General features: G+C 68.9%; 17 protein-coding genes. 10 read left to right on the top strand and 7 right to left on the bottom strand.

Going from position 1 to position 18226, the window contains the following annotated elements; all coding sequences use genetic code 11:
• From D7T59_RS06320 to D7T59_RS06295, 6 genes are read left to right on the top strand one after another with little or no spacing between them, the layout of a single operon-like run.
• Nucleotides 1-690, top strand: coding sequence for an RDD family protein (locus D7T59_RS06320; protein ID WP_106550024.1), 690 nt, complete (start codon nucleotides 1-3; stop codon nucleotides 688-690).
• Nucleotides 687-1679 (top strand): stage II sporulation protein M, encoded by a 993-nt coding sequence (locus tag D7T59_RS06315; RefSeq protein ID WP_180852778.1) that lies wholly within the window; start codon nucleotides 687-689, stop codon nucleotides 1677-1679. The genes D7T59_RS06320 and D7T59_RS06315 overlap by 4 nt, the downstream gene beginning before the upstream one ends.
• The gene (locus D7T59_RS06310) at nucleotides 1669-3291 is read left to right on the top strand and encodes a DUF4129 domain-containing protein (RefSeq protein WP_164138637.1); all 1623 of its coding nucleotides are present in this window, start codon (nucleotides 1669-1671) and stop codon (nucleotides 3289-3291) included. The genes D7T59_RS06315 and D7T59_RS06310 overlap by 11 nt, the downstream gene beginning before the upstream one ends.
• Nucleotides 3288-4472 carry a DUF4350 domain-containing protein gene (locus D7T59_RS06305; RefSeq protein ID WP_164138636.1) on the top strand — a complete coding sequence of 395 codons (1185 nt, stop codon included), beginning with the start codon at nucleotides 3288-3290 and terminating at the stop codon, nucleotides 4470-4472. The genes D7T59_RS06310 and D7T59_RS06305 overlap by 4 nt, the downstream gene beginning before the upstream one ends.
• The gene (locus D7T59_RS06300) at nucleotides 4469-5455 is read left to right on the top strand and encodes an AAA family ATPase (protein WP_164138635.1); all 987 of its coding nucleotides are present in this window, start codon (nucleotides 4469-4471) and stop codon (nucleotides 5453-5455) included. Before D7T59_RS06305 ends, D7T59_RS06300 begins: the two co-directional genes overlap by 4 nt.
• Nucleotides 5452-6750 (top strand): DUF58 domain-containing protein, encoded by a 1299-nt coding sequence (locus D7T59_RS06295; RefSeq protein WP_180852779.1) that lies wholly within the window; start codon nucleotides 5452-5454, stop codon nucleotides 6748-6750. Before D7T59_RS06300 ends, D7T59_RS06295 begins: the two co-directional genes overlap by 4 nt.
• Before the next feature lie 86 nt (nucleotides 6751-6836).
• Here the strand turns inward: D7T59_RS06295 and D7T59_RS21420 are convergent, their stop codons facing one another.
• The 3 genes from D7T59_RS21420 to D7T59_RS06280 form a co-directional block, all read right to left on the bottom strand.
• Complete coding sequence (locus D7T59_RS21420) at nucleotides 6837-7175, bottom strand: hypothetical protein (protein ID WP_306464214.1); 339 nt, start codon at nucleotides 7173-7175, stop codon at nucleotides 6837-6839.
• Nucleotides 7176-7495: 320 nt separating this feature from the next.
• Nucleotides 7496-8674, bottom strand: a complete 1179-nt coding sequence (locus D7T59_RS06285) for a glutathionylspermidine synthase family protein (protein ID WP_099551704.1) — start codon at nucleotides 8672-8674, stop codon at nucleotides 7496-7498.
• 7 nt (nucleotides 8675-8681) lie between these two features.
• Complete coding sequence (locus tag D7T59_RS06280) at nucleotides 8682-9254, bottom strand: DUF1190 domain-containing protein (protein ID WP_014038869.1); 573 nt, start codon at nucleotides 9252-9254, stop codon at nucleotides 8682-8684.
• 457 nt (nucleotides 9255-9711) lie between these two features.
• Here D7T59_RS06280 and ilvD point away from each other — a divergent pair, with 457 nt between their 5' ends.
• The 3 genes from ilvD (at nucleotide 9712) to D7T59_RS06265 (ending at nucleotide 13428) form a co-directional block, all read left to right on the top strand.
• Entirely contained in the window at nucleotides 9712-11550 is a 1839-nt protein-coding gene (gene ilvD, locus D7T59_RS06275) for a dihydroxy-acid dehydratase (protein ID WP_180852781.1), read from the top strand.
• 108 nt (nucleotides 11551-11658) lie between these two features.
• Nucleotides 11659-12831, top strand: a complete 1173-nt coding sequence (locus D7T59_RS06270) for a DUF418 domain-containing protein (RefSeq protein ID WP_180852782.1) — start codon at nucleotides 11659-11661, stop codon at nucleotides 12829-12831.
• 27 nt (nucleotides 12832-12858) lie between these two features.
• Nucleotides 12859-13428 carry a hypothetical protein gene (locus D7T59_RS06265; RefSeq protein WP_164138625.1) on the top strand — a complete coding sequence of 190 codons (570 nt, stop codon included), beginning with the start codon at nucleotides 12859-12861 and terminating at the stop codon, nucleotides 13426-13428.
• A gap of 35 nt (nucleotides 13429-13463) precedes the next feature.
• Here D7T59_RS06265 and dinG read toward each other — a convergent pair whose 3' ends face one another.
• From dinG to aroE, 3 genes are all read right to left on the bottom strand, one after another.
• Complete coding sequence (gene dinG, locus D7T59_RS06260; RefSeq protein ID WP_180852801.1) at nucleotides 13464-15539, bottom strand: ATP-dependent DNA helicase DinG; 2076 nt, start codon at nucleotides 15537-15539, stop codon at nucleotides 13464-13466.
• A 182-nt stretch (nucleotides 15540-15721) separates the two neighbouring features.
• On the bottom strand, nucleotides 15722-16075 hold the full coding sequence (locus D7T59_RS06255) for a hypothetical protein (RefSeq protein ID WP_180852783.1): 354 nt from the start codon (nucleotides 16073-16075) through the stop codon (nucleotides 15722-15724).
• 3 nt (nucleotides 16076-16078) lie between these two features.
• The gene (aroE, locus tag D7T59_RS06250) at nucleotides 16079-16924 is read right to left on the bottom strand and encodes a shikimate dehydrogenase (RefSeq protein WP_164138619.1); all 846 of its coding nucleotides are present in this window, start codon (nucleotides 16922-16924) and stop codon (nucleotides 16079-16081) included.
• A gap of 48 nt (nucleotides 16925-16972) precedes the next feature.
• Between aroE and D7T59_RS06245 the strand changes: the two genes are divergently transcribed.
• On the top strand, nucleotides 16973-17836 hold the full coding sequence (locus tag D7T59_RS06245) for a TolB-like translocation protein (RefSeq protein ID WP_180852784.1): 864 nt from the start codon (nucleotides 16973-16975) through the stop codon (nucleotides 17834-17836).
• A 97-nt stretch (nucleotides 17837-17933) separates the two neighbouring features.
• Here D7T59_RS06245 and D7T59_RS06240 read toward each other — a convergent pair whose 3' ends face one another.
• Entirely contained in the window at nucleotides 17934-18203 is a 270-nt protein-coding gene (locus D7T59_RS06240) for a hypothetical protein (protein WP_075675897.1), read from the bottom strand.
• Nucleotides 18204-18226 lie beyond the last annotated feature (23 nt).

Genomic DNA, 18226 nt, shown 5'->3' with positions numbered 1-18226 from the left:
ATGGCCGCACCGATGCTCGATACCTACCGTGAGGTGGTGACGCCGGAGGGTGTGCTGCTTCAGTTGCCGGTAGCCGGGCCGCTGCCGCGGGCCATGGCCTGGCTGGTCGATCTTGGCGTGCGCATCGCGGTACTGGTGTTGATGGCGATTCCGCTGGCGGTGCTGGACGAATTCGGCTCCGGCCTCAACCTGGTGCTGATGTTCCTGGTCTACTGGGTCTACCCGATCGTGTGCGAGGCGCTGTGGGGCCGCACCCTGGGCAAGCGCGCGCTGGGCCTGCGCGTGCTGTCCCGCGATGGCGCGCCCGTGGGCTGGATGGCGGCGATCACCCGCAACCTGCTGCGTACGGTGGACATGCTGCCGTTCGGCTATGCACTGGGCCTGGTCAGCAGCCTGTTCGATCCGCACGGCCGCCGCCTCGGCGACCTGGTGGCCGGCACCGTGGTGGTGCACGCGCCGGTGCTGTACCTGCCGCCGCCACCCACCATCGACAGCGTGCTGGCCCCGCCGCAGCCGCTGCGGCCGGAGGAACAGGCCGCGCTGATGGCCTTCGCCGAGCGCGCCCCACGCCTGTCCGCGCCCCGCCAGCAGGAGTTGGCCGGCATCGCCGAACCCCTGACCGGCAGCCTGGGCCAGATCGGTGTGCTGCGCCTGTATGCGATGGCCAACTGGCTGCTGGGGCGGCGATGAAACAGGAACAGTTCGTCGCCCGCTACCAGCAGGAATGGCAGGAGCTGGAACAGTGGCTGCTGCTGCGTGCCGGCGCCTCGCGCCGCGCGCGCCGCAAGGCCAGCGGCCTGGCACTGGACGATACTGCCGTCCCGCAACGCTATCGGCGCCTGTGCCAGCAGCTGGCACTGGCCCGCGAGCGCGGCTACAGCCCACAGCTGGTCCAGCGCCTGCAGCAGCTGATGCAGCAGGGCCACAGCGTGCTGTACCGCACACGGCCGACGCGCTGGCGCGCCGCGCTGGAATTCCTGGTGGCCGACTTCCCGCTGCTGGTGCGCAGCCAGGCACGCAGCATGTGGGTGGCGCTGGCGATGTTCGCGCTGCCGGCAATCGCCTGCTTCGTGCTTGCACAGGTCTACCCGGACCTGATCCACACGCTGATGGACAACCGCCAGATCGCTGCGATGGAGCGCATGTACGACCCTGCTGCCGAACGACTGGGCCGCGACAGCGGCACCGACTGGATGATGTTCGGCCACTACATCCTCAACAACATCAGCATTGCCCTGCGCACCTTCGCCAGCGGCCTGCTGGCCGGGCTGGGCACGCTGCTGGTGCTGCTGTTCAACGGCGTGACCATCGGGGCGGTGGCCGGCCACCTGCAGCACATCGGGCACGGTGGACCGTTCTGGCGCTTCGTGGTCGGCCATGGCGCGTTCGAGCTGACCGCGATCGTGATCGCCGGCGGTGCCGGCCTGCAGCTGGGCATGAAACTGCTGGCACCGGGCCGGCGCGGCCGCCTGGATGCGCTGGTCGACGGTGGCCGCATCGGTGCCCGGCTGTGCCTGGGCGTGGCGTTCATGCTGCTGGTCGCAGCCTTCATCGAAGCGTTCTGGTCGTCGATCGCCGAAGTCCCCGCGTGGATCAAGTTCAGCGTCGCCGGCGTGCTCTGGGCCGGCGTGCTGCTGTGGCTGTGGCGTGGCGGGCGTGGGGGCGGCCATGCGCATTGACCGCCTGGACGTGGTGCTGCGTGCACGCAGCGGCTGGGAAGCGATGGAGCTGGGCAGTGCCCTCGCCCGCCGCCATGCGCGCGCCGTGTGGGGCAGCTGGCTGCTGGCCAGTGCCCCCTTGTTCGTGATCTTCAACGCGCTGGGAGGGTGGCTGGATGCCTTCGGCTGGGCCTGGCTGGCGATGTGGTGGTGCAAGCCACTGTTCGAGCGTGCGCCGCTGTATGTGCTGTCGCGCGGCATCTTCGGCGAACCGGTCAGCGCGCTTTCGGCCCTGCGGGCGCAGCGCCACTGGGGCAACACCGGTTTCTGGGGCTACCTGGGCTGGCGTCGTTTCAGCGTGCTGCGCAGCCTGTGCCTGCCGGTGAACCTGCTGGAAGGCAATGCGCCGGGCCAGCGCGGTCCACGCCGCCGTGCGGTGGCGGCCGGCGCCGCAGGTGCGGCGACAGTGCTGACCGTAGCCTGCATGGCCTTCGAAGCAGTGTTGGTGTCCGGCGCCATCGGTGCAGTGTTCATGTTCATGCCACTGGACCTGATGTCCGAATCCTGGCGTGCGGCGTGGGACATGATCGGCAAGGACACGCCGGCGTGGGCACGCTTCGGTTTCAATCTGGCGTGCTGGCTGGCCTCGGCGCTGATCGGCCCGTTCTTCGTCGGTGCGGGCTTTGGCCTGTACTTGAACCGGCGTACGCAGATGGAAGCCTGGGACGTCGAAATCGCCCTGCGCCGCCTGCGTGATCGCCTGCTGCCTGCGGCGTCGACGCTGGCCCTGCTGCTGTGCCTGGCACTGCCGCTGGTCTCCGCACCGGTGCACGCGCAGGACGCAGATGCCGAGCCCGGACGCGCAATGGGCAAGCCCAATGCCAGTGACATCGCCTCCGAAGAGGACGACGAAGAACCGACCATCGACCCGGCCAACACACCGGCCACCATCTTCGGTGGCACGCCTGTGGACACCGCCGGTTTCCGCCAGGCGGTGAATCGCGCCTACGAGGATCCGCTGCAGCGCCCGACCCGCCAGGTCACCCACTGGAAGCCGATCGAACAGGCCGAGGAAAAAAAGAAGGAAGACAAGCAGCTGCAGAGTGACAGCAGCCCCCGCGGCGAACGCAAGGCGCGCAAGGATGGCATCGCCTGGCTGGCACGGTTGGCCGAGTGGGGCCTGTGGGGCCTGCTGGGCGTCCTGCTGCTGGTGCTGCTGCTGACGGCGCGGATGTGGTTGCCCTGGCTGCGCGGCAGCGGCCGGCGCAAGGCCGATGCACCGCCGCAGGTGATGGAGGAACAGGTGGAGCTGCCCGTGGTGCTGCCGCCGGACGTGGCCACCCAGGCCGGCCTGCTCTGGGACCAGGGCCGGCCCCGCCAGGCGCTGGCCCTGCTCTACCGTGCCAGCGTGGGTACCGTGGGGGAGCGCAGCGGCATCGCGCTGCCCCCCGGCGCCACCGAAGCGCAGTGCCTGCGCGCATCGCGACGCATGCCTGACGCCACCGACCGTGACCTGTTCGCGCGCATCGTGCGCATGTGGCAGTACGCCGCCTACGGTGGCCGCCTGCCCAGCCGCAGCGATTTCGACGCACTGGCCGCAACGCTGCGCCAGCAGTACGGGTGGCAGGCATGAGCCCGCGCCTGTTCTGGTCGTTGTTGCTGGGCATGCTGGTTCTGTTCGGCGTGCCGCTGACCATCCTCTACCTGCGCACGCATGAGCGCGTGACCGAGACCATCCGGTTGCCGCCGCAGGGCGAGGCCGCGTACAACCCGTTGTACGTGCTTGGCCAGGCCCTGCGTGCCGACGGCATCGACGTGCATTCGCTGCCCCGGCTGGAACTGCAGCAGATGACGCTGGGGCCGCACGACACGGTGGTGCTGCTGCAGGACAGCAGCGAGCTGCCGCCGCCCGTCGCCAACGCGCTGCTGGATTGGGTCGAGGATGGCGGCCACCTGCTCGTACGCACGCCGCCGCCGGCCGAGGATGATGCCGGCAGCACGCAGGGTCCGCTGCTGGACCGGCTGGGCGTGGACAGCCTGTTCCAGCGCAGCGACTGCCAGCCCTTCCATGTCGACGACGATCCGGGCCACGTCGAATTCTGCGGTGGCCGCCGTTTCACCCTGGGCTTTGCGGCCAGTGCGCAGGCCGAACGCCGCTGGGGCGGTGATCGCGATCTCGTGTTCGCACGCCTCCGCCATGGCCAGGGCAAGGTGAGCGTGCTGGCCGACATGGAGTTCATGCGCAGCGAGGTGGACTCACCGGCAGCGCGCCTGGCCTCTGCCGCAGGCAAGGCCAGCGACGGCCTGCACGATGCTTCGCACCGCGACCTGACCCGCTATCTGCTCGACCCGAACTACGGCAAGGGTGCGGTCTGGCTGATCTACGCCAGCCGCCCGCCGTCGCTGTGGGCACGCATCTTCTACCAGGGCTGGCCACTGTGGGCGCCCCTTCTGCTGGCCCTGCTGGGTTGGCTGTGGAGCCGATCGCAGCGCTTCGGCAGCCTGCAACCGTCGCCGGTGCTGGAGCGCCGCTCATTGCTGGAGCATGTGCGCGCCAGCGGCGAACTGCTGCTGCGTTTCGGCCACGGAACACGCCTGTACGACGCCGTGCTCGCCCTGTTCCTGCACCGCCTGCGCCTGCGCGCGCCGGTTGCCGCCGCACTCGATGGCGCACCGCGCGAGCAGGCCATCGCCGCGTTGCTGAAGTGGCCGCAAAGCCGCGTGGCCAGCGCACTCGCACCGCCTCCGCCGCACGATTCCTCCGCCCTGCGCGAGCGCATCCGCTTGCTGCTCCAGATGAGATCCCTGCTATGACCGAAGTCCCCGAGCTGCCGGCGGCCGCCGATGCCCGCCTGATCGAACGCGTCGATGCCATCCGCGAGGCCGTCGGCCGCGCCTTCATCGGCCAGGCCGACGTGCTGGACCAGATTCTGGTGGCCCTGCTGGCAGGTGGCCACGTACTGATCGAGGGCGTGCCCGGGCTGGGCAAGACCCTGTTGGTGCGCGCGCTGGCGCAGGCGATGGAGCTGGACTATGGGCGCGTGCAGTTCACCCCCGACCTGATGCCCAGCGACGTCAGCGGCCACGCCGTGTACGACCCGAAAAGCGAGAGCTTCAGGATCCGCCGCGGCCCGGTGTTCACCAACCTGCTGCTGGCCGATGAGATCAACCGCGCACCGGCCAAGACCCAGTCGGCGCTGCTGGAAGTGATGCAGGAAGGCCAGGTGACCATTGAAGGCAAGGCCTTCACCCTGGCGCCGCCGTTCATGGCGCTGGCCACGCAGAACCCGCTGGAACAGGAAGGCACCTACCCGCTGCCGGAAGCCCAGCTGGACCGCTTCCTGCTGAAAGTGCTGATCGACTACCCGCAGCTGGAGGACGAGAAGCGCATGGTGACCGCGATCACCAGCGGCCGCTCCGCCAGCGATTTCGACCTGAGCCAGGTACCGCGCGTGCTCGGCGCCGGTGAACTGCTGGAGCTGCAGCGCGCCACCGCGGCCATCACCGTTGATGACGAAGTGATCGACTACGCGGTGCGCATCGTGGCCGCTACCCGGCAGTGGCCGGGCATCGCGGTCGGTGCCGGCCCACGCGGCAGCATCGCGCTGGTGCGTGCCTCGCGCGCGCAGGCGGTGCTGGCCGGCCGTGACTTCGTTACCCCCGACGACGTGCGCGACATCGCGCGCCCTGCGCTGCGCCATCGCATCGCGCTGGCCCCGGAGCTGCAGATCGAGGGCCAGGATGCCGACGACGTGCTGGGCGCACTGCTGGCCAAGGTGGAAGCACCGCGCCGATGAGGCCTGCCCCGCTGCTGCTGGCGCTGTTGCTGGCCTGGGCCGCCCTGGGTGGCCTGGTGCTGGGCGGCCTGCTGCCACGCTGGGGCTGGGCGCTGGCCGCGGTGGCCATCGCACTGCCCGCGCTGTTCGACCTGTGGCGGCAGACGCGGCGTCCATCGCCGCAGATCCAGCGTGAGCTGCCCGAAGCGCTGGCGTTGGGCGTGCGCCGCGAGGCCGCGCTGCGCCTGCAGGCGGACGCTGCGATGACAGTGCAGGTGTTCGACCTGGTCCCCGGCGGCTGGCCGCTGGAATCGCTGCCGCAGCGCGTGCGCCTGCAGCCCGGCAGCGCCTCGACCCTGCACTACCACCTGCAGCCGCTGCAGCGTGGGCGCTTCCGCTTCGACGGCGTGCATCTGCGCATGCGCTCGCCATGGCGGCTGTGGTGGCAGCAGCGCACCCTGCCACCGGCGCTGGACGTACGGGTCTATCCGAACTTCGTGCCGCTCACCCGGTTTGCGTTGTTCAGTGCTGACCAGGCCTCGCGGCTGGTCGGAGCGCATGTGAAGCGCCGCCGTGGTGAAGGCACCGACTTCCACCAGATGCGCGAGTACCGCATTGGCGACAGCCTGCGCCAGCTCGACTGGAAGGCCACCGCGCGGGCGCGCAAGCTGGTCTCACGCGAGTACCAGGACGAGAAGAACCAGCAGCTGCTGCTGATGCTCGACAGTGGGCGGCGCATGCTGGCCAGCGAAGGCGGTCTCTCGCATTTCGACCACGCCTTGAACGCCTCGCTGGTGGTGGCGTACCTGGCATTGCGCCAGGGCGATGCCGCCGGCCTGTTCGCTGCCGGTGGCGAGCGCCGCTGGGTGGCGCCGCAGCGTGGCATGGGCACGGTCGAGCACCTGCTGCGTGCCAGCTACGACCTGCAGCCGCGCGCGGTGGCCACCGACTACCTGGCCGCCGCCACCGAAGTGTCGCTGCGCCAGCGCCGGCGCGCGCTGGTGATGCTGGTCAGCAACGTGCGCGACGAAGACATCGAGGATCTGCTGGCGGCGGTGCGCCTGCTGCAGAAGCGCCATCTGGTGTGCGTGGCCAGCCTGCGTGAGCGCGAACTGGATGCTGTCCTCGATGATGAGGTGCAGTCGCTGGAGGACGCCGCCCAGGCCGGTGCCGCGGCGCTGTACCTGCAGCAGCGCGCGAAGGCGCACGACGCGCTGCGCAGCGAGAAGGTGATGGTGCTGGACGCGACCGCCGATGCGCTTCCCGGTGCACTGGTGGAGCGCTATCTGGCCGTGAAGCGCGAAGGGTTGCTGTAGTCCTGCGTTTGACCGGAGCCGAGCATGGGCTCGGCTCTACAGACGGCACGATTACTGTAGAGCCGAGCCCATGCTCGGCTGCCGTATCAGCGTTCGCCCAGCAACCGCCGCTGCAGCCGCTCCACCGCACGCTGCAGCAGCACCCGGTTGCGGGCCAGCTTCATCCACTGCGGCAGGCACGAGAACATCGAGCGATGATGCCCGCTGCCTTCGCGCAACGTGGCCGTGGCGTAATCGTGCAGCGCCTGCAGGTGCCCGGCGTTGTACGCCCACAGCACGCCGGCGGCGGTCTTCTCCACCAATCGCAACGGCAGGCCGAAGTCCGGGTCGATGGCTTCGTTGCCACGCCACCGCGACAGGGTGACGTCGACCTCGCTGCTACGACCACATTGGCTGCAATCGGCCGCCAGCGTTCTCAGCGGCATCGTGGCACGGCCACGGCGTACCTCGATGCTTACCCACTGGTGACCGCAATAACCACATGGACGGCAGCCGCTACAGCGCACTGGCCCGACCCAGTCACCGGGGCCACAGCGGCTGCAGCCGCAACCGCCGTCCAGTGCTTCGCTGCACCCCAGGCAACGGAAGCGCCGTGAATCAGATGGGCCTGTAACCCAGCCAGGCGTATCGCAGCGATGGCAGCGAACCGCTACGCGGTCGGCATAGCGAAACAGGGCATGGCCATCATCGCGATGGCGCAGGGGCGGCGATGCGGGCCGCGGGCCACCCTCGCGCCGCACCGCCATCAGACGTAGATCCGCGTCGGCGCCTCATCGACGATCGCGTGCGGCACGAAACGCGCGCTGTCGCGGGTGATCGCGCTGTCGTCCTCGCGGATGCCGATGCCGCAGGCGTGGTCGCCGATCACCCAGCTGCCGATCAGCGGATAGCCGCCTTCGAAGCGGGTGAGCGGATGGGCGCGCTGGATGATCGCCGGGCCATCGTAGGGCCCGTCGCTGCGCTGCGTGCTGCCGTCGGCCAGGTGCATCTCGATGTTCGCACCTTCGCGCGAGAACAGCGGCTTGCGCACCCAGCCCGAGGCCAGCGTGCTGCCGTCATCGAAGTGCGCTTCCAACAGGTTGGGATGGCCCACGTTGCGCTGCCACAGCAGCGGCAGGATGCCCTTGTTGCTCAGCACCGCCTTCCACGCCGGCTCCAGCAGCTGCACGCCGGAACCGGGCAGCGCGCGACCGAATTCCTCGGCCATCAGGTCTTCCAGCGGGTACAGCTTGAACAACGTACCGATCACCGAATCATCCAGCGCGGTGAAGCGGCCGTCCTCGGACAGGCCGATATCCTCGACGGCGATGGCCTGGCCATGCAGGCCGGCCTGCGAAGCGCAGTCGCGCAGGTAGTCGACGGTGCCACGGTCCTCCTCGGAACTGCCCACGGCACTGAAATACAGCGGCGGCGGCAGCTGCGTGGCCAGTTCGCCGAAACGCTCGACCAGCGCCTCATGGATGGCGTTGAACTGGTCGGCATGCTGCGGCAGGCGCCCGGCATTGCGCTGGTCTTCCAGCCACTGCCACTGGAAGAAGCTGGCCTCGAACAGCGAGGTCGGCGTGTCATAGTTCAGTTCGTACAGCTTGGCCGGGCCGGTGCCGTCGTAGGCCAGGTCGAGGCGGCCATAGAGGTGCGGCTGGCGCTGGCGCCAGCTGTCGGCGATCCAGTCGCGGTAGTGCGACGGAATCGCCAGCTGGTCCATCAACCGTTCGCTGGCGATGACATCGCCGACCAGGTCCAGCGCCATCTGGTGCAGCTCGGCGCTGGGGTCTTCGATGTCCTGTTCGATCTGACGCAGGGTGAACGCGTAGTACGCGCTTTCATCCCAGTACGGCTGGCCGTCGATGGTGTGGAAGCGGAAACCCGCCTCTTCCGCGCGTGCCCGCCACTGGGCACGCTCGGCAATCCGGATGCGCTGCATGGGTCGATCAGCCGCCGTAACTGCCGCTGGTACTGCGGCGCGCGCTGGTGTTGCCGAAACCACCACGGCTGGCAGTGACCGCACGGTTCGGTTCGCTGGTGACCGGGGCCAGGCCGGCCTTGCCGGCGCCGATGCCGCTGGCGGTGTTCAGGCCGCCGCTGCCACCCGGTGCCGGACGCGCCCAGCCGGCGCTCTTGTCCTGGTAGGCCGGCGATGCCGCCGGCGCCTGCGGAGCCAGGCCACCGCGGTTGCTCAGCATCTGCGACATGAAGAAGCCCATCATCATCGGGCCGATGAACGAGGTACCGGCCGAGGTGTGCTGCTGCACGCACTGTTCCGGCTTGTAGTCCTTCTCGCAGGCTTCCTTGCTGGCGTACTTCGGCGCCGCATCGGCGGCCTGCTTCTGCGCTTCGGCGAAGGCATTGCGGCACGACGACGGATCGCCGGTGGCCTCGGTGCAGGCCTCGACCGAGGTGTACAGGCCTTCCTGCACCTTCACCTCCGGCTCCTTCTGGCAGGCGGTGAACAGCAGCGGCGCAGCGCTCATCAGCAGCAGCGCGGTGGTGCGGGAACGTTTCATGGCCTCATGCCCTGTCGACGGATCAATGCCCCAATGATGCCAAATCCTGGCCAACAACCGGAATCGGCAAAGTCCGAAAGATGAACGGACTTTCATTTTCGTCGTTCCAATCAGGAATCGGGGTTCAGAGCCCGTCGCGCAGCAACGGGATCCGACCCCGTCAGATCGCAGGAAACTGTCGAAGGCGGGGTGGGTCCGGTTGCGGGGGCGTGAGCGCCATGGATGGCGCGACCGAGGCTACATGGACGTACTTGCGCCGTCCCCCGCAGCCGGACCCACCCCGCCATCCCATGGATAGCCCAGCTGTTGCTGTTGAGGTTGCCGGCCAGCGGCCGGCACTACCCCGGGTGCAGGGTGCAGCCCTGCCGCTCTCTCCCCGGTGGTTGCAGCAGCAACCGAAAAAATTGTCCATGATCGGCTGACCCCCACGTCGTACGGCCCGCCCGTTCCGCCAGCCATGCCCGAATACCGTTCCCGCACCTCCACCGCCGGCCGCAACATGGCCGGCGCCCGCGCCCTGTGGCGTGCCACCGGCATGAAGGACGGCGACTTCCACAAGCCGATCATCGCCATCGCCAACTCCTTCACCCAGTTCGTGCCCGGCCACGTGCACCTGAAGGATCTCGGCCAGCTGGTCGCGCGCGAGATCGAGCAGGTCGGCGGCGTCGCCAAGGAATTCAACACCATCGCCGTGGACGACGGCATCGCGATGGGCCACGACGGCATGCTGTATTCGCTGCCCAGCCGCGAGATCATCGCCGACGCCGTGGAATACATGGTCAACGCACACTGCGCCGACGCACTGGTGTGCATCAGCAACTGCGACAAGATCACCCCCGGCATGCTGATGGCCGCGCTGCGCCTGAACATCCCGGTGGTGTTCGTTTCCGGCGGCCCGATGGAGGCCGGCAAGACCAAGCTGTCCGAGCACAAGCTGGACCTGGTCGATGCAATGGTGGTGGCCGCCGATGACAGTGCCTCCGACGAGAAGGTGGCCGCGTTCGAGCGCAGCGCGTGCCCCACCTGCGGCTCCTGCTCGGGCATGTTCACCGCCAACTCGATGAACTGCCTGACCGAAGCACTGGGCCTGTCGCTGCCCGGCAACGGCACCACGCTGGCTACCCATGCCGACCGCGAAGCGCTGTTCCGCCGCGCCGGCCGCCTGATCGTCGAACTCTGCCATCGCTGGTATGGCGGCGAAGACCCGAGCGCGCTGCCGCGCGGCATCGCCACCCAGGCCGCGTTCGCCAATGCGATGACCCTGGATATCGCCATGGGCGGTTCCACCAACACCATCCTGCATCTGCTGGCCGCGGCGCAGGAAGCCGAGGTCGACTTCGACCTGACCCACATCGATGCGCTGTCGCGGCGCGTGCCGCAGCTATGCAAGGTGGCGCCCAACACGCCGAAGTACCATATCGAGGACGTGCACCGCGCCGGCGGTGTGTTCGGCATCCTCGGTGAACTGGACCGCGCGGGGCTGCTCGATACCGGTGTGCCGACCGTGCACAGCGCCAGCCTGGCCGACGCGCTGGAACGCTGGGACGTGGTGCGCAGTGACAACGACACCCTGCATACCTTTTTCAAGGCCGGTCCGGCCGGCATCCCCACCCAGGAAGCCTTCAGCCAGGCCACGCGCTGGCCGACGCTGGACATCGACCGCGCCGAAGGCTGCATCCGTTCGCTGCAGCATGCGTACTCGCTGGAAGGCGGCCTCGCCGTGTTGCGCGGCAATCTGGCCATCGATGGCTGCGTGGTGAAGACCGCAGGCGTGGACGAGTCGATCCACGTGTTCGAAGGCCCCGCGCGCGTCTATGAAAGCCAGGATGCCGCCGTCGCCGGCATCCTCGCCGACGAAGTGCAGCCGGGCGAGGTGGTGGTGATCCGCTACGAGGGCCCGAAGGGTGGCCCGGGCATGCAGGAGATGCTGTACCCGACCAGCTACCTGAAGTCGAAGGGGCTGGGCAAGCAGTGCGCACTGCTGACCGACGGCCGCTTCTCCGGCGGTACGTCGGGCCTGTCGATCGGCCACGTCTCGCCGGAAGCCGCCAGTGGCGGTGTCATCGGCCTGGTGGAAGATGGCGATCGCATCCGCATCGACATCCCTACCCGCCGCATCGATCTGCTGCTGGATGACGCCACCCTGGCCCAGCGCCGCGCCGACGCCGATGCGCATGGCTGGAAGCCGCACGCGCCGCGCCCACGCAAGGTCACCAGTGCATTGAAAGCCTACGCCCTGCTCGCCACCAGCGCCGACAAGGGCGCCGTACGCAACACCGCCCTGCTGGGCGATTGACCCCCGTGCGGTAGTGCCGGCCGCTGGCCGGCGTCTGCACAATGCGTCTGCACATCAATGAGGTTGCCGGCCAGCGGCCGGCACTACCGATCCGCTACGCTGCGCGGCATGACCCAACGCCCACCGCGCCTACCTCTCATCGATGCCCTGCGTGGGTTCGCGCTGCTCGGCGTGTTCCTGGTCAACCTGCGCTTCTTCTCGCTCGATGCGCTGATGACCGAGGCCGCCCAGCAGGCGCTGCCCAGTGCCTCGCTCGACCATGCCATCCGCACCGGCATGGAATGGCTGGTGGACATGAAGGCGATCACCCTGTTCTCGCTGCTGTTCGGCATGGGCGTGGCGATGCAGATGGACGGCAACGTTCCCGGCCGCATGTCCGCGCACCTGCGGCGGATGGCCGTGCTGCTGGTGATCGGTTTGCTGCATTCGGTGCTGCTCTGGTGGGGTGACATCCTGCTGGTGTATGCCGTGGTCGGCCTACTGCTGCCGTTGTTCCGCCACCTCGGTGATCGCACCCTGCTGTTCAGCGGCCTGTTCATTGCCTTGTTGCTGCCTCCGCTGCTGTCGCCGTGGATACGCGAATGGGTGGCCCTGCTGACTCCGCGCGCGCAGATGAACGCCATAGCGCTCGATGCGCTGGAGCACGGACGCCTGGCGCAGGCGTGGTGGCACAACCTGCAGCTGGCGGCGTGGCTGAAGCTGAGCAACTGGGCGTTGTTGTTCTTCGTGCTCGGTCGCTTCCTGCTGGGCTACTGGGCAGGCCGTCGCGGCCTGCTGCAGCGGCCGCAGGCAAACCTGCCGCTGCTGCGTTCGATCGCTCTGGGCGGCCTGCTGCTGACGGCAGCGTTCCTGTGGATCGATGCCAATGCCGATGCACTGAAGCAGGCATGGCCGGTGCTGCGTGGGGGCGTGCCCGGCTACCTGCTGCGCGTGTCGTACCGCGTTGCGCCGCTGGCATTGGGCATCGCTGCGGCAGCGACCTTCGCCCTGCTCTATCTGCGCCCGTGGGCCGAACGTGCGCTGCGCGTGTTCGTTCCGGCCGGGCGCATGGCGCTGAGCAACTACCTGCTGCAAAGCGCGATCTGCGTACCACTGTTTGCCGGCTTCGGACTGGGCATCGGCCCGCGGCATGGATTGTGGCCGGTGCTGCTGGTGGCTGCAGTAGTGTTCCCGCTACAGCTGTGGGCGAGTGCATGGTGGCTGCGCGGCCATCGTTTCGGGCCGGTCGAATGGCTGTGGCGCAGCGCCAGCGAAGGGCGATGGCTGCCGTTGCGGCGCTAGAGTGTGCGCGGCCTCCAGGAAACAGCCATGAACTTCGCTCGCGTGCCCATGCTGTTGGCGCTCACCGTTGCCTCTACACCCGCGCTGGCCGACGACTGCCGGTTCGACGATCGCGCCGAGCTGCTGGCGATGTCGCCGGAGGCGTTTGACCATGGCCCAGGACAAGGCTGGGACGCGCTGGCCGAGCGTGCAGGCTGCCAGCTGGAAATCGCCCAGTTGTTCGCTGCCTATCGCCAGCAGGCGAAGGCGGCCGGGCATAGCGGGCTGGCGTGGCATGAGGCAACGATGCGCGCCGATGCGGGACAGCGCGATCCTGCCATTGCCCTGATGCGCTTGACCTACACGCCCCACGGTGCCGATCCGGAGGGATGGAATCACTATGTCGATGCCACCATCGCCTTCCTCGATGATGATCTGCCGGCACTGAAACGGGCACGTGCGCGGCTGGCGAAACTCCCGCTGCCCGCAGGCAGCGCACGTGAGCAGGGCGATGCTCGGCGATCGGCATGGCCACCGCGACTGCAGATCGTGGATTCACTGATCCGCTGCATGTACCAACCCTACGCGTTGGCCTCCCGATCCTGCCCGGAAGCCTAGTATCCGCCGGCATGGTCCGGCGCTACCCGTGCGCCTCAGCCGATCACGCGCTTGAACGGCGGCAGCGCGTCGATGATGCGCTTGCCGTAGCGGCGGGTCAGCAGCCGCGAATCGAGGATGACCACGCGGCCGGTGTCGGTGGAGGTGCGGATCAGGCGGCCGGCGAACTGGGTCAGCGTGCGCAGCGCGTGCGGAATGGCGATCAGATTGAAGGCATTCAGCCCGCGCCCCTCGAACCATTCGCTGAGGGTGGCGGTCTGCGGATCGGTCGGCACCGCGAACGGCACCTGGGTGATCACCACCGTGGTGCAGGCTTCGCCCGGCAGGTCGAGGCCTTCGCCGAACGAGTTCAGCCCGAACAGCACCGAGCCCTCGCCCGCCGCGACACGGCGCAGGTGCTCGTCGATCAGCCGGGTCTTGGACATCTCGCCCTGTACCAGTACCTGCTTGCGGCGCGCGGCCGACATCAGGCCGGCCACCTTCTCCATCTTCCAGCGCGAGGTGAACAGCACCATCGAGCCCTTGGCCCAGTCCAGTTCGGTGTCCAGGTAGCGCGCCACTTCGCGCGGGTGGCCTTCGCGGTCGTCCGGGGTAACCGGGAACTTCGGCACGATCAGCTCGGCCTGGTTGGGCAGGTCGAACGGCGACGACAGCGAGACCATCTCGGCCTCTTCGGGAATGCCGTTGTCGATCGCCAGCGACTGGAAGTCACCGCCGCCGGTCAGCGTCGCCGAGGTCATCACCACCGAATCCACTTCATCCCACAGCAGCTTGCGCAGCACGTGCGCGGCCGATACCGGCGAGCCGTGCAGCACCAGGTCGCCGTCGCGGGTGGCGGTGACCCAGCGCGCCATCGGCGGCGCACCGTCCTTGTCTTCGCGACGCCAGGCCTGCCACAGGTTGTACTGCTGCTCGATCATCTCCAGCGCCATGCCCAGGTTGCGCTGCAGGCGCTCGCGCGCGGCATCGTCCGGCTTGCCCTTGGCCACCTGCGCGGTGGCGGCATGCGCCCAGTTGTAGAGGCTGCGGGTATCGTCGGCCAGTGCTTCGATCGGCTCGCGCCAGGCCTCGGGCAGCCGCCCGTTGGCCGCGCGCCACATCGGTTCCTCGTCGGCCGGCGCCGGCATCCACACCCGTTCGATGTGGTCGCGGAACGCGCGCAGCTGCTTGGCCACGTTGCTGGCCACCTCGATCGCCTCGTTCGGCAACAGGTTGCCAAGGCGGTCCTTGTCGACCGCGCGGTAGGCACCGGCGATCAGGATCTGCAGACGACCGGTGCGCTTGGCCATCTCGTCCAGCGCGAGGCTGGCCGCGCCCTGGTCGATCGCCACGTTGCCGATATGGTGGCCTTCGTCCAGCACCAGCAGCATGTCCGACGGCGGCGCGATCAATGGCTGCCCGTTGTCGCTGTCACCGATCGACAGTGCCGACAGCAGCAGCGCGTGGTTGGTGACCACGATCTGTGCGTCGCGCACCGTATTGCGCGAACGCAGCACCGCGCACTGCGCCGAATAGGCACAACGGCGCCCGGCGCAGCCCGAAGCCGGCGTGGTGATGCGGCTGCGCAGGCCGGGGCTGATGGTCTCCGGCGCGTTGTCGATGTCGCCATCCCAGCTGCCGCCGGTGAAGGCGTCGGTCAGGCGCTTGGCGATGTCCATCTCGATCGGCGCCAGCGGCCGGTCGAACAGCGGCGCGTCGTCCTCGAACATGCCGCCCTGCGAGCCCTCGCCCTGCGCTTCGGCGGCGTTGCGCGTGCACAGGTAGCGGGTACGGCCCTTGGCCAGCGCCACGGTCGCTTCCAGGCCGGTGGCCTTGAGGAAATTCGGGATATCGCGCTCGACCAGCTGCGACTGCAGCGCCACGGTGCCGGTGCTGATCACCAGCTTCTTCCTGCTGGCCAGCGCGATCGGCACGCCCGCGGTGAGGTAGCCCAGGCTCTTGCCGACGCCGGTGGGCGCCTCGACCACGCCCACGCCACCACTTTTCGACAGCGCGCGCGACACCACGCCGATCATCTGGCTCTGCGAGCGGCGGGTGGAGAAGCCGGGGGTATTGGCCTGCAGCGTCGTGTACGCCTTGCGGATCGCGTCCTTCAAGGCGTCATCGAGCATGCGCGGAGCGGCGACGGTTTCGGTCACGCCGGGAATTACCGTGGCTGGATCAGGCCGGGCATTGTCGCATGGCCGGCCACCTCCGCCGCCGCCGGCTGCCTGAACGGGGCAGCGGCGACGCCCGGTGGCTGGATGAACACACCGGACAGGACAGGTGACGGCCCGAGGCCGTCACCTGCGCGTCAGTGCGCTGCGTTGCCGCGCAATCGCAGCAGGCGCACCAGCGCCCACACCACCAGCACCACACCGATGGCCTCGACCATCGCCAGCGCGAAATGCAGCACGCCGAGGATGGCGCTCAGGCTCGACACGGCGCTGAAATCACCGCTGCGGACCATCCACATCGGCAGGATGCCCGCCGCCATGCCGCCGAGGCTGGCCAACAGCAACAGCAGCAGGCCGACCAGGGCACCGGTGCGGGTGGCATCGCGCGGTGCGCCGACCACCCAGACCAGGCCCACGCACAATGCGATCAGCACGGGCAGGCGCACGCCCACCATGGTCAGCACCGTGACCAGCAGGGTTGTGCTGTCCATCGATCAGTCCTCGCCGGCCAGCACGGCCGAGCCCTGGCGCAGCGACTGGTAGACCTCGTCGGTCTGCGGGCGCACACCGTGCCACTGCAGGAAACTCTCGGCCGCCTGCTCGACCAGCATGCCCAGGCCATCGACGGTGTTGCGGCACTCCGCTGCACGCGCCCAGGCCAGGAAGGCGATCGCCGCCTCGCCGTAGTTGAGGTCGACGGCGGTGGTCATCGAGTTGACCAGCGACAGCGGCAGCTTGAACTCGACGTCACGGTCGCGGCCAGCCGAGGTGGCGTTGACGATCAGCTCGAAGTCGCCCAGATCACGCAGGTCTTCCCAATAGCGGCTGATCGCGCGGCCCGGCTCACCCATCGCATCGATCAGTTCATCGGCGCGTTCCGGCGTGCGGTTGACCACCACCAGCTCGGTGATGCCGGCATCAAGCAGTGCCGGCGCGACGCTGCGCGCCGAACCACCGGCACCGATCAGCAGCATGCGGCGGCCGCGCAGGTCCAGGCCATGGCGATCGGTCAGGTCACGCACCAGGCCGATGCCGTCGGTGGTGTCACCGTGCCAGCGGTCGCCCTTGCGCAGCAGCGTGTTGACCGACCCGGCGCGGCGCGCGCGTGCGGTCAGCGTGGTGCATGCCGAGAAGGCGGTTTCCTTGTGCGGCAGGGTGACGTTGGCGCCGACGCCGCCCTCGGCGGCGAACGCCTCCAGGCCGGCCAGGAACGCATCCGGGGCCAGGTCGATCGCGCGGTAATCCACCGCGATGCCTTCCTGGCGACCGAACGTCGCGTGGATCTGCGGCGACTTCGAGTGGGCAACGGGGTGTCCGAAGACGGCGTAACGGTCGGTCATGGAATCCTCAAGCTGGCTAGACTGGTGCTCTTTCGTGCACGGACCCGGATGATGCGCATCACCCCGCCCCTGCTGGTGCTTGCCGCCAGTCTACTCTCTGCCCCCGTGGCGATGGCGTTGAACGAGTACGGCATCGAAGGCATGGGCGTGGTCTCGACCCGCGCCGACGAGGGCCGCGCCACGATCAGCGCCGACGGCCAGCGCATCGTGTTCGCGCGTCGTGGTGAGGCCGGCTGGGACCTGTGGGAAGCGCGCCTGGTCGAGGGCCGCTGGCAGCAGGCGCAGGCCCTGGCGCTGGGCGTGGCTGGCGAGGCCCGTGATCCCTACTTCAGCCGTGACGGCCACTGGTTGCTGTTCGCCGCCGGCCGCGAAGGCGCGCTGGCGCTGTACCGGGCCGCGGTGGAAGCCGATGGTCGGGTGGGCAAGGCGCAGCCCCTGGCGGGGGACGGCGGTCGCCGGGAAGAGCGCGGGCCGGCCCTGAGCGCGGATGGCAGGCAGCTGTTGTTTGCCCGCCAGCAGGGCCGTGGCGCCGGCTGGGACCTGTTCGTGGCGACGCTGGATGCGCAGGGCCTGCGTGGCCCGGCCAGCGCACTGAGCGCGTTGAACAGCGCCGACGACGAGACCGACGGTGACTGGCTGGGCAACGACGGCGCAGTGGTGTTCAGCCGTGGCAGCGGCGAGGCCGCGCAGGTGTGGAGCAGCGGCTGTGCGTGGAGTGGCGTGGCGCTGCAGCCGCTGGGGCTGTCGTTCAACCAGACCGGCGGCTGGACCGGCGCGCCGGTGATCGACAACGCCAAGCCGGGCGAGATGATGGTGGCCAGCAGCGCGGCCAAGGCACCGCGTGCCGGGGGCGTGGACGTGTACCGGTTGGCCGTGCCGAAGGTGGCGGCGGTTGCGGGGTGCGTGCGGTAGATCCACGCCATGCGTGGATGGTGCCCGCGAAGGGGTCAGAGCCCTTTCCTGCGGAAAGGGATCCGACCCCGGGCATTGGACCCCGGGCATTGCCCCGTCAGCGCGAAAGCACCTTGGCACGCTGCTGCTCGTACTCCATCTCGCTCAGCTGGCCGTTGTCCTTGCGCTGGTTCAGCGCGGCCAGCTCGGCCTGCACGCTGTCCGGCAGGGCCTGCTCACGGGCCACGTGGCGGGCGGCCGAGAGCTGCTCCGGCGGGCGCTTGCCGGCCCGCCAGGCGGCGATGAAGACACCGACGATGATGGCGCCGAACACCAGCGTACCGATGCCCCAGATCAACCATTGCACCCATCCCAGTTCGGGTCCCATCGCGCATTCCTCCGTCTATCGAG

It is taken from the genome of Stenotrophomonas maltophilia, from assembly GCF_013464915.1.
Classification (GTDB): domain Bacteria; phylum Pseudomonadota; class Gammaproteobacteria; order Xanthomonadales; family Xanthomonadaceae; genus Stenotrophomonas; species Stenotrophomonas maltophilia_AT.
The sequence above is the reverse complement of the archived record's forward strand: the minus strand, read 5'-3'. Positions and strand labels throughout refer to the sequence as shown.

Coding starts and splice junctions, on each gene's coding strand:
- D7T59_RS06240 (WP_075675897.1), bottom strand. CDS start 18,203: ATGGGACCCGAACTGGGATGGGTGCAATGGTTGATCTGGGGCATCGGT.
- ilvD (WP_180852781.1), top strand. CDS start 9,712: ATGCCCGAATACCGTTCCCGCACCTCCACCGCCGGCCGCAACATGGCC.
- D7T59_RS06295 (WP_180852779.1), top strand. CDS start 5,452: ATGAGGCCTGCCCCGCTGCTGCTGGCGCTGTTGCTGGCCTGGGCCGCC.
- D7T59_RS06285 (WP_099551704.1), bottom strand. CDS start 8,674: ATGCAGCGCATCCGGATTGCCGAGCGTGCCCAGTGGCGGGCACGCGCG.
- D7T59_RS06315 (WP_180852778.1), top strand. CDS start 687: ATGAAACAGGAACAGTTCGTCGCCCGCTACCAGCAGGAATGGCAGGAG.
- D7T59_RS06255 (WP_180852783.1), bottom strand. CDS start 16,075: ATGGACAGCACAACCCTGCTGGTCACGGTGCTGACCATGGTGGGCGTG.
- D7T59_RS21420 (WP_306464214.1), bottom strand. CDS start 7,175: ATGCCGCTGAGAACGCTGGCGGCCGATTGCAGCCAATGTGGTCGTAGC.
- dinG (WP_180852801.1), bottom strand. CDS start 15,539: ATGCTCGATGACGCCTTGAAGGACGCGATCCGCAAGGCGTACACGACG.
- aroE (WP_164138619.1), bottom strand. CDS start 16,924: ATGACCGACCGTTACGCCGTCTTCGGACACCCCGTTGCCCACTCGAAG.
- D7T59_RS06310 (WP_164138637.1), top strand. CDS start 1,669: ATGCGCATTGACCGCCTGGACGTGGTGCTGCGTGCACGCAGCGGCTGG.
- D7T59_RS06320 (WP_106550024.1), top strand. CDS start 1: ATGGCCGCACCGATGCTCGATACCTACCGTGAGGTGGTGACGCCGGAG.
- D7T59_RS06280 (WP_014038869.1), bottom strand. CDS start 9,254: ATGAAACGTTCCCGCACCACCGCGCTGCTGCTGATGAGCGCTGCGCCG.
- D7T59_RS06265 (WP_164138625.1), top strand. CDS start 12,859: ATGAACTTCGCTCGCGTGCCCATGCTGTTGGCGCTCACCGTTGCCTCT.
- D7T59_RS06245 (WP_180852784.1), top strand. CDS start 16,973: ATGATGCGCATCACCCCGCCCCTGCTGGTGCTTGCCGCCAGTCTACTC.
- D7T59_RS06270 (WP_180852782.1), top strand. CDS start 11,659: ATGACCCAACGCCCACCGCGCCTACCTCTCATCGATGCCCTGCGTGGG.
- D7T59_RS06305 (WP_164138636.1), top strand. CDS start 3,288: ATGAGCCCGCGCCTGTTCTGGTCGTTGTTGCTGGGCATGCTGGTTCTG.
- D7T59_RS06300 (WP_164138635.1), top strand. CDS start 4,469: ATGACCGAAGTCCCCGAGCTGCCGGCGGCCGCCGATGCCCGCCTGATC.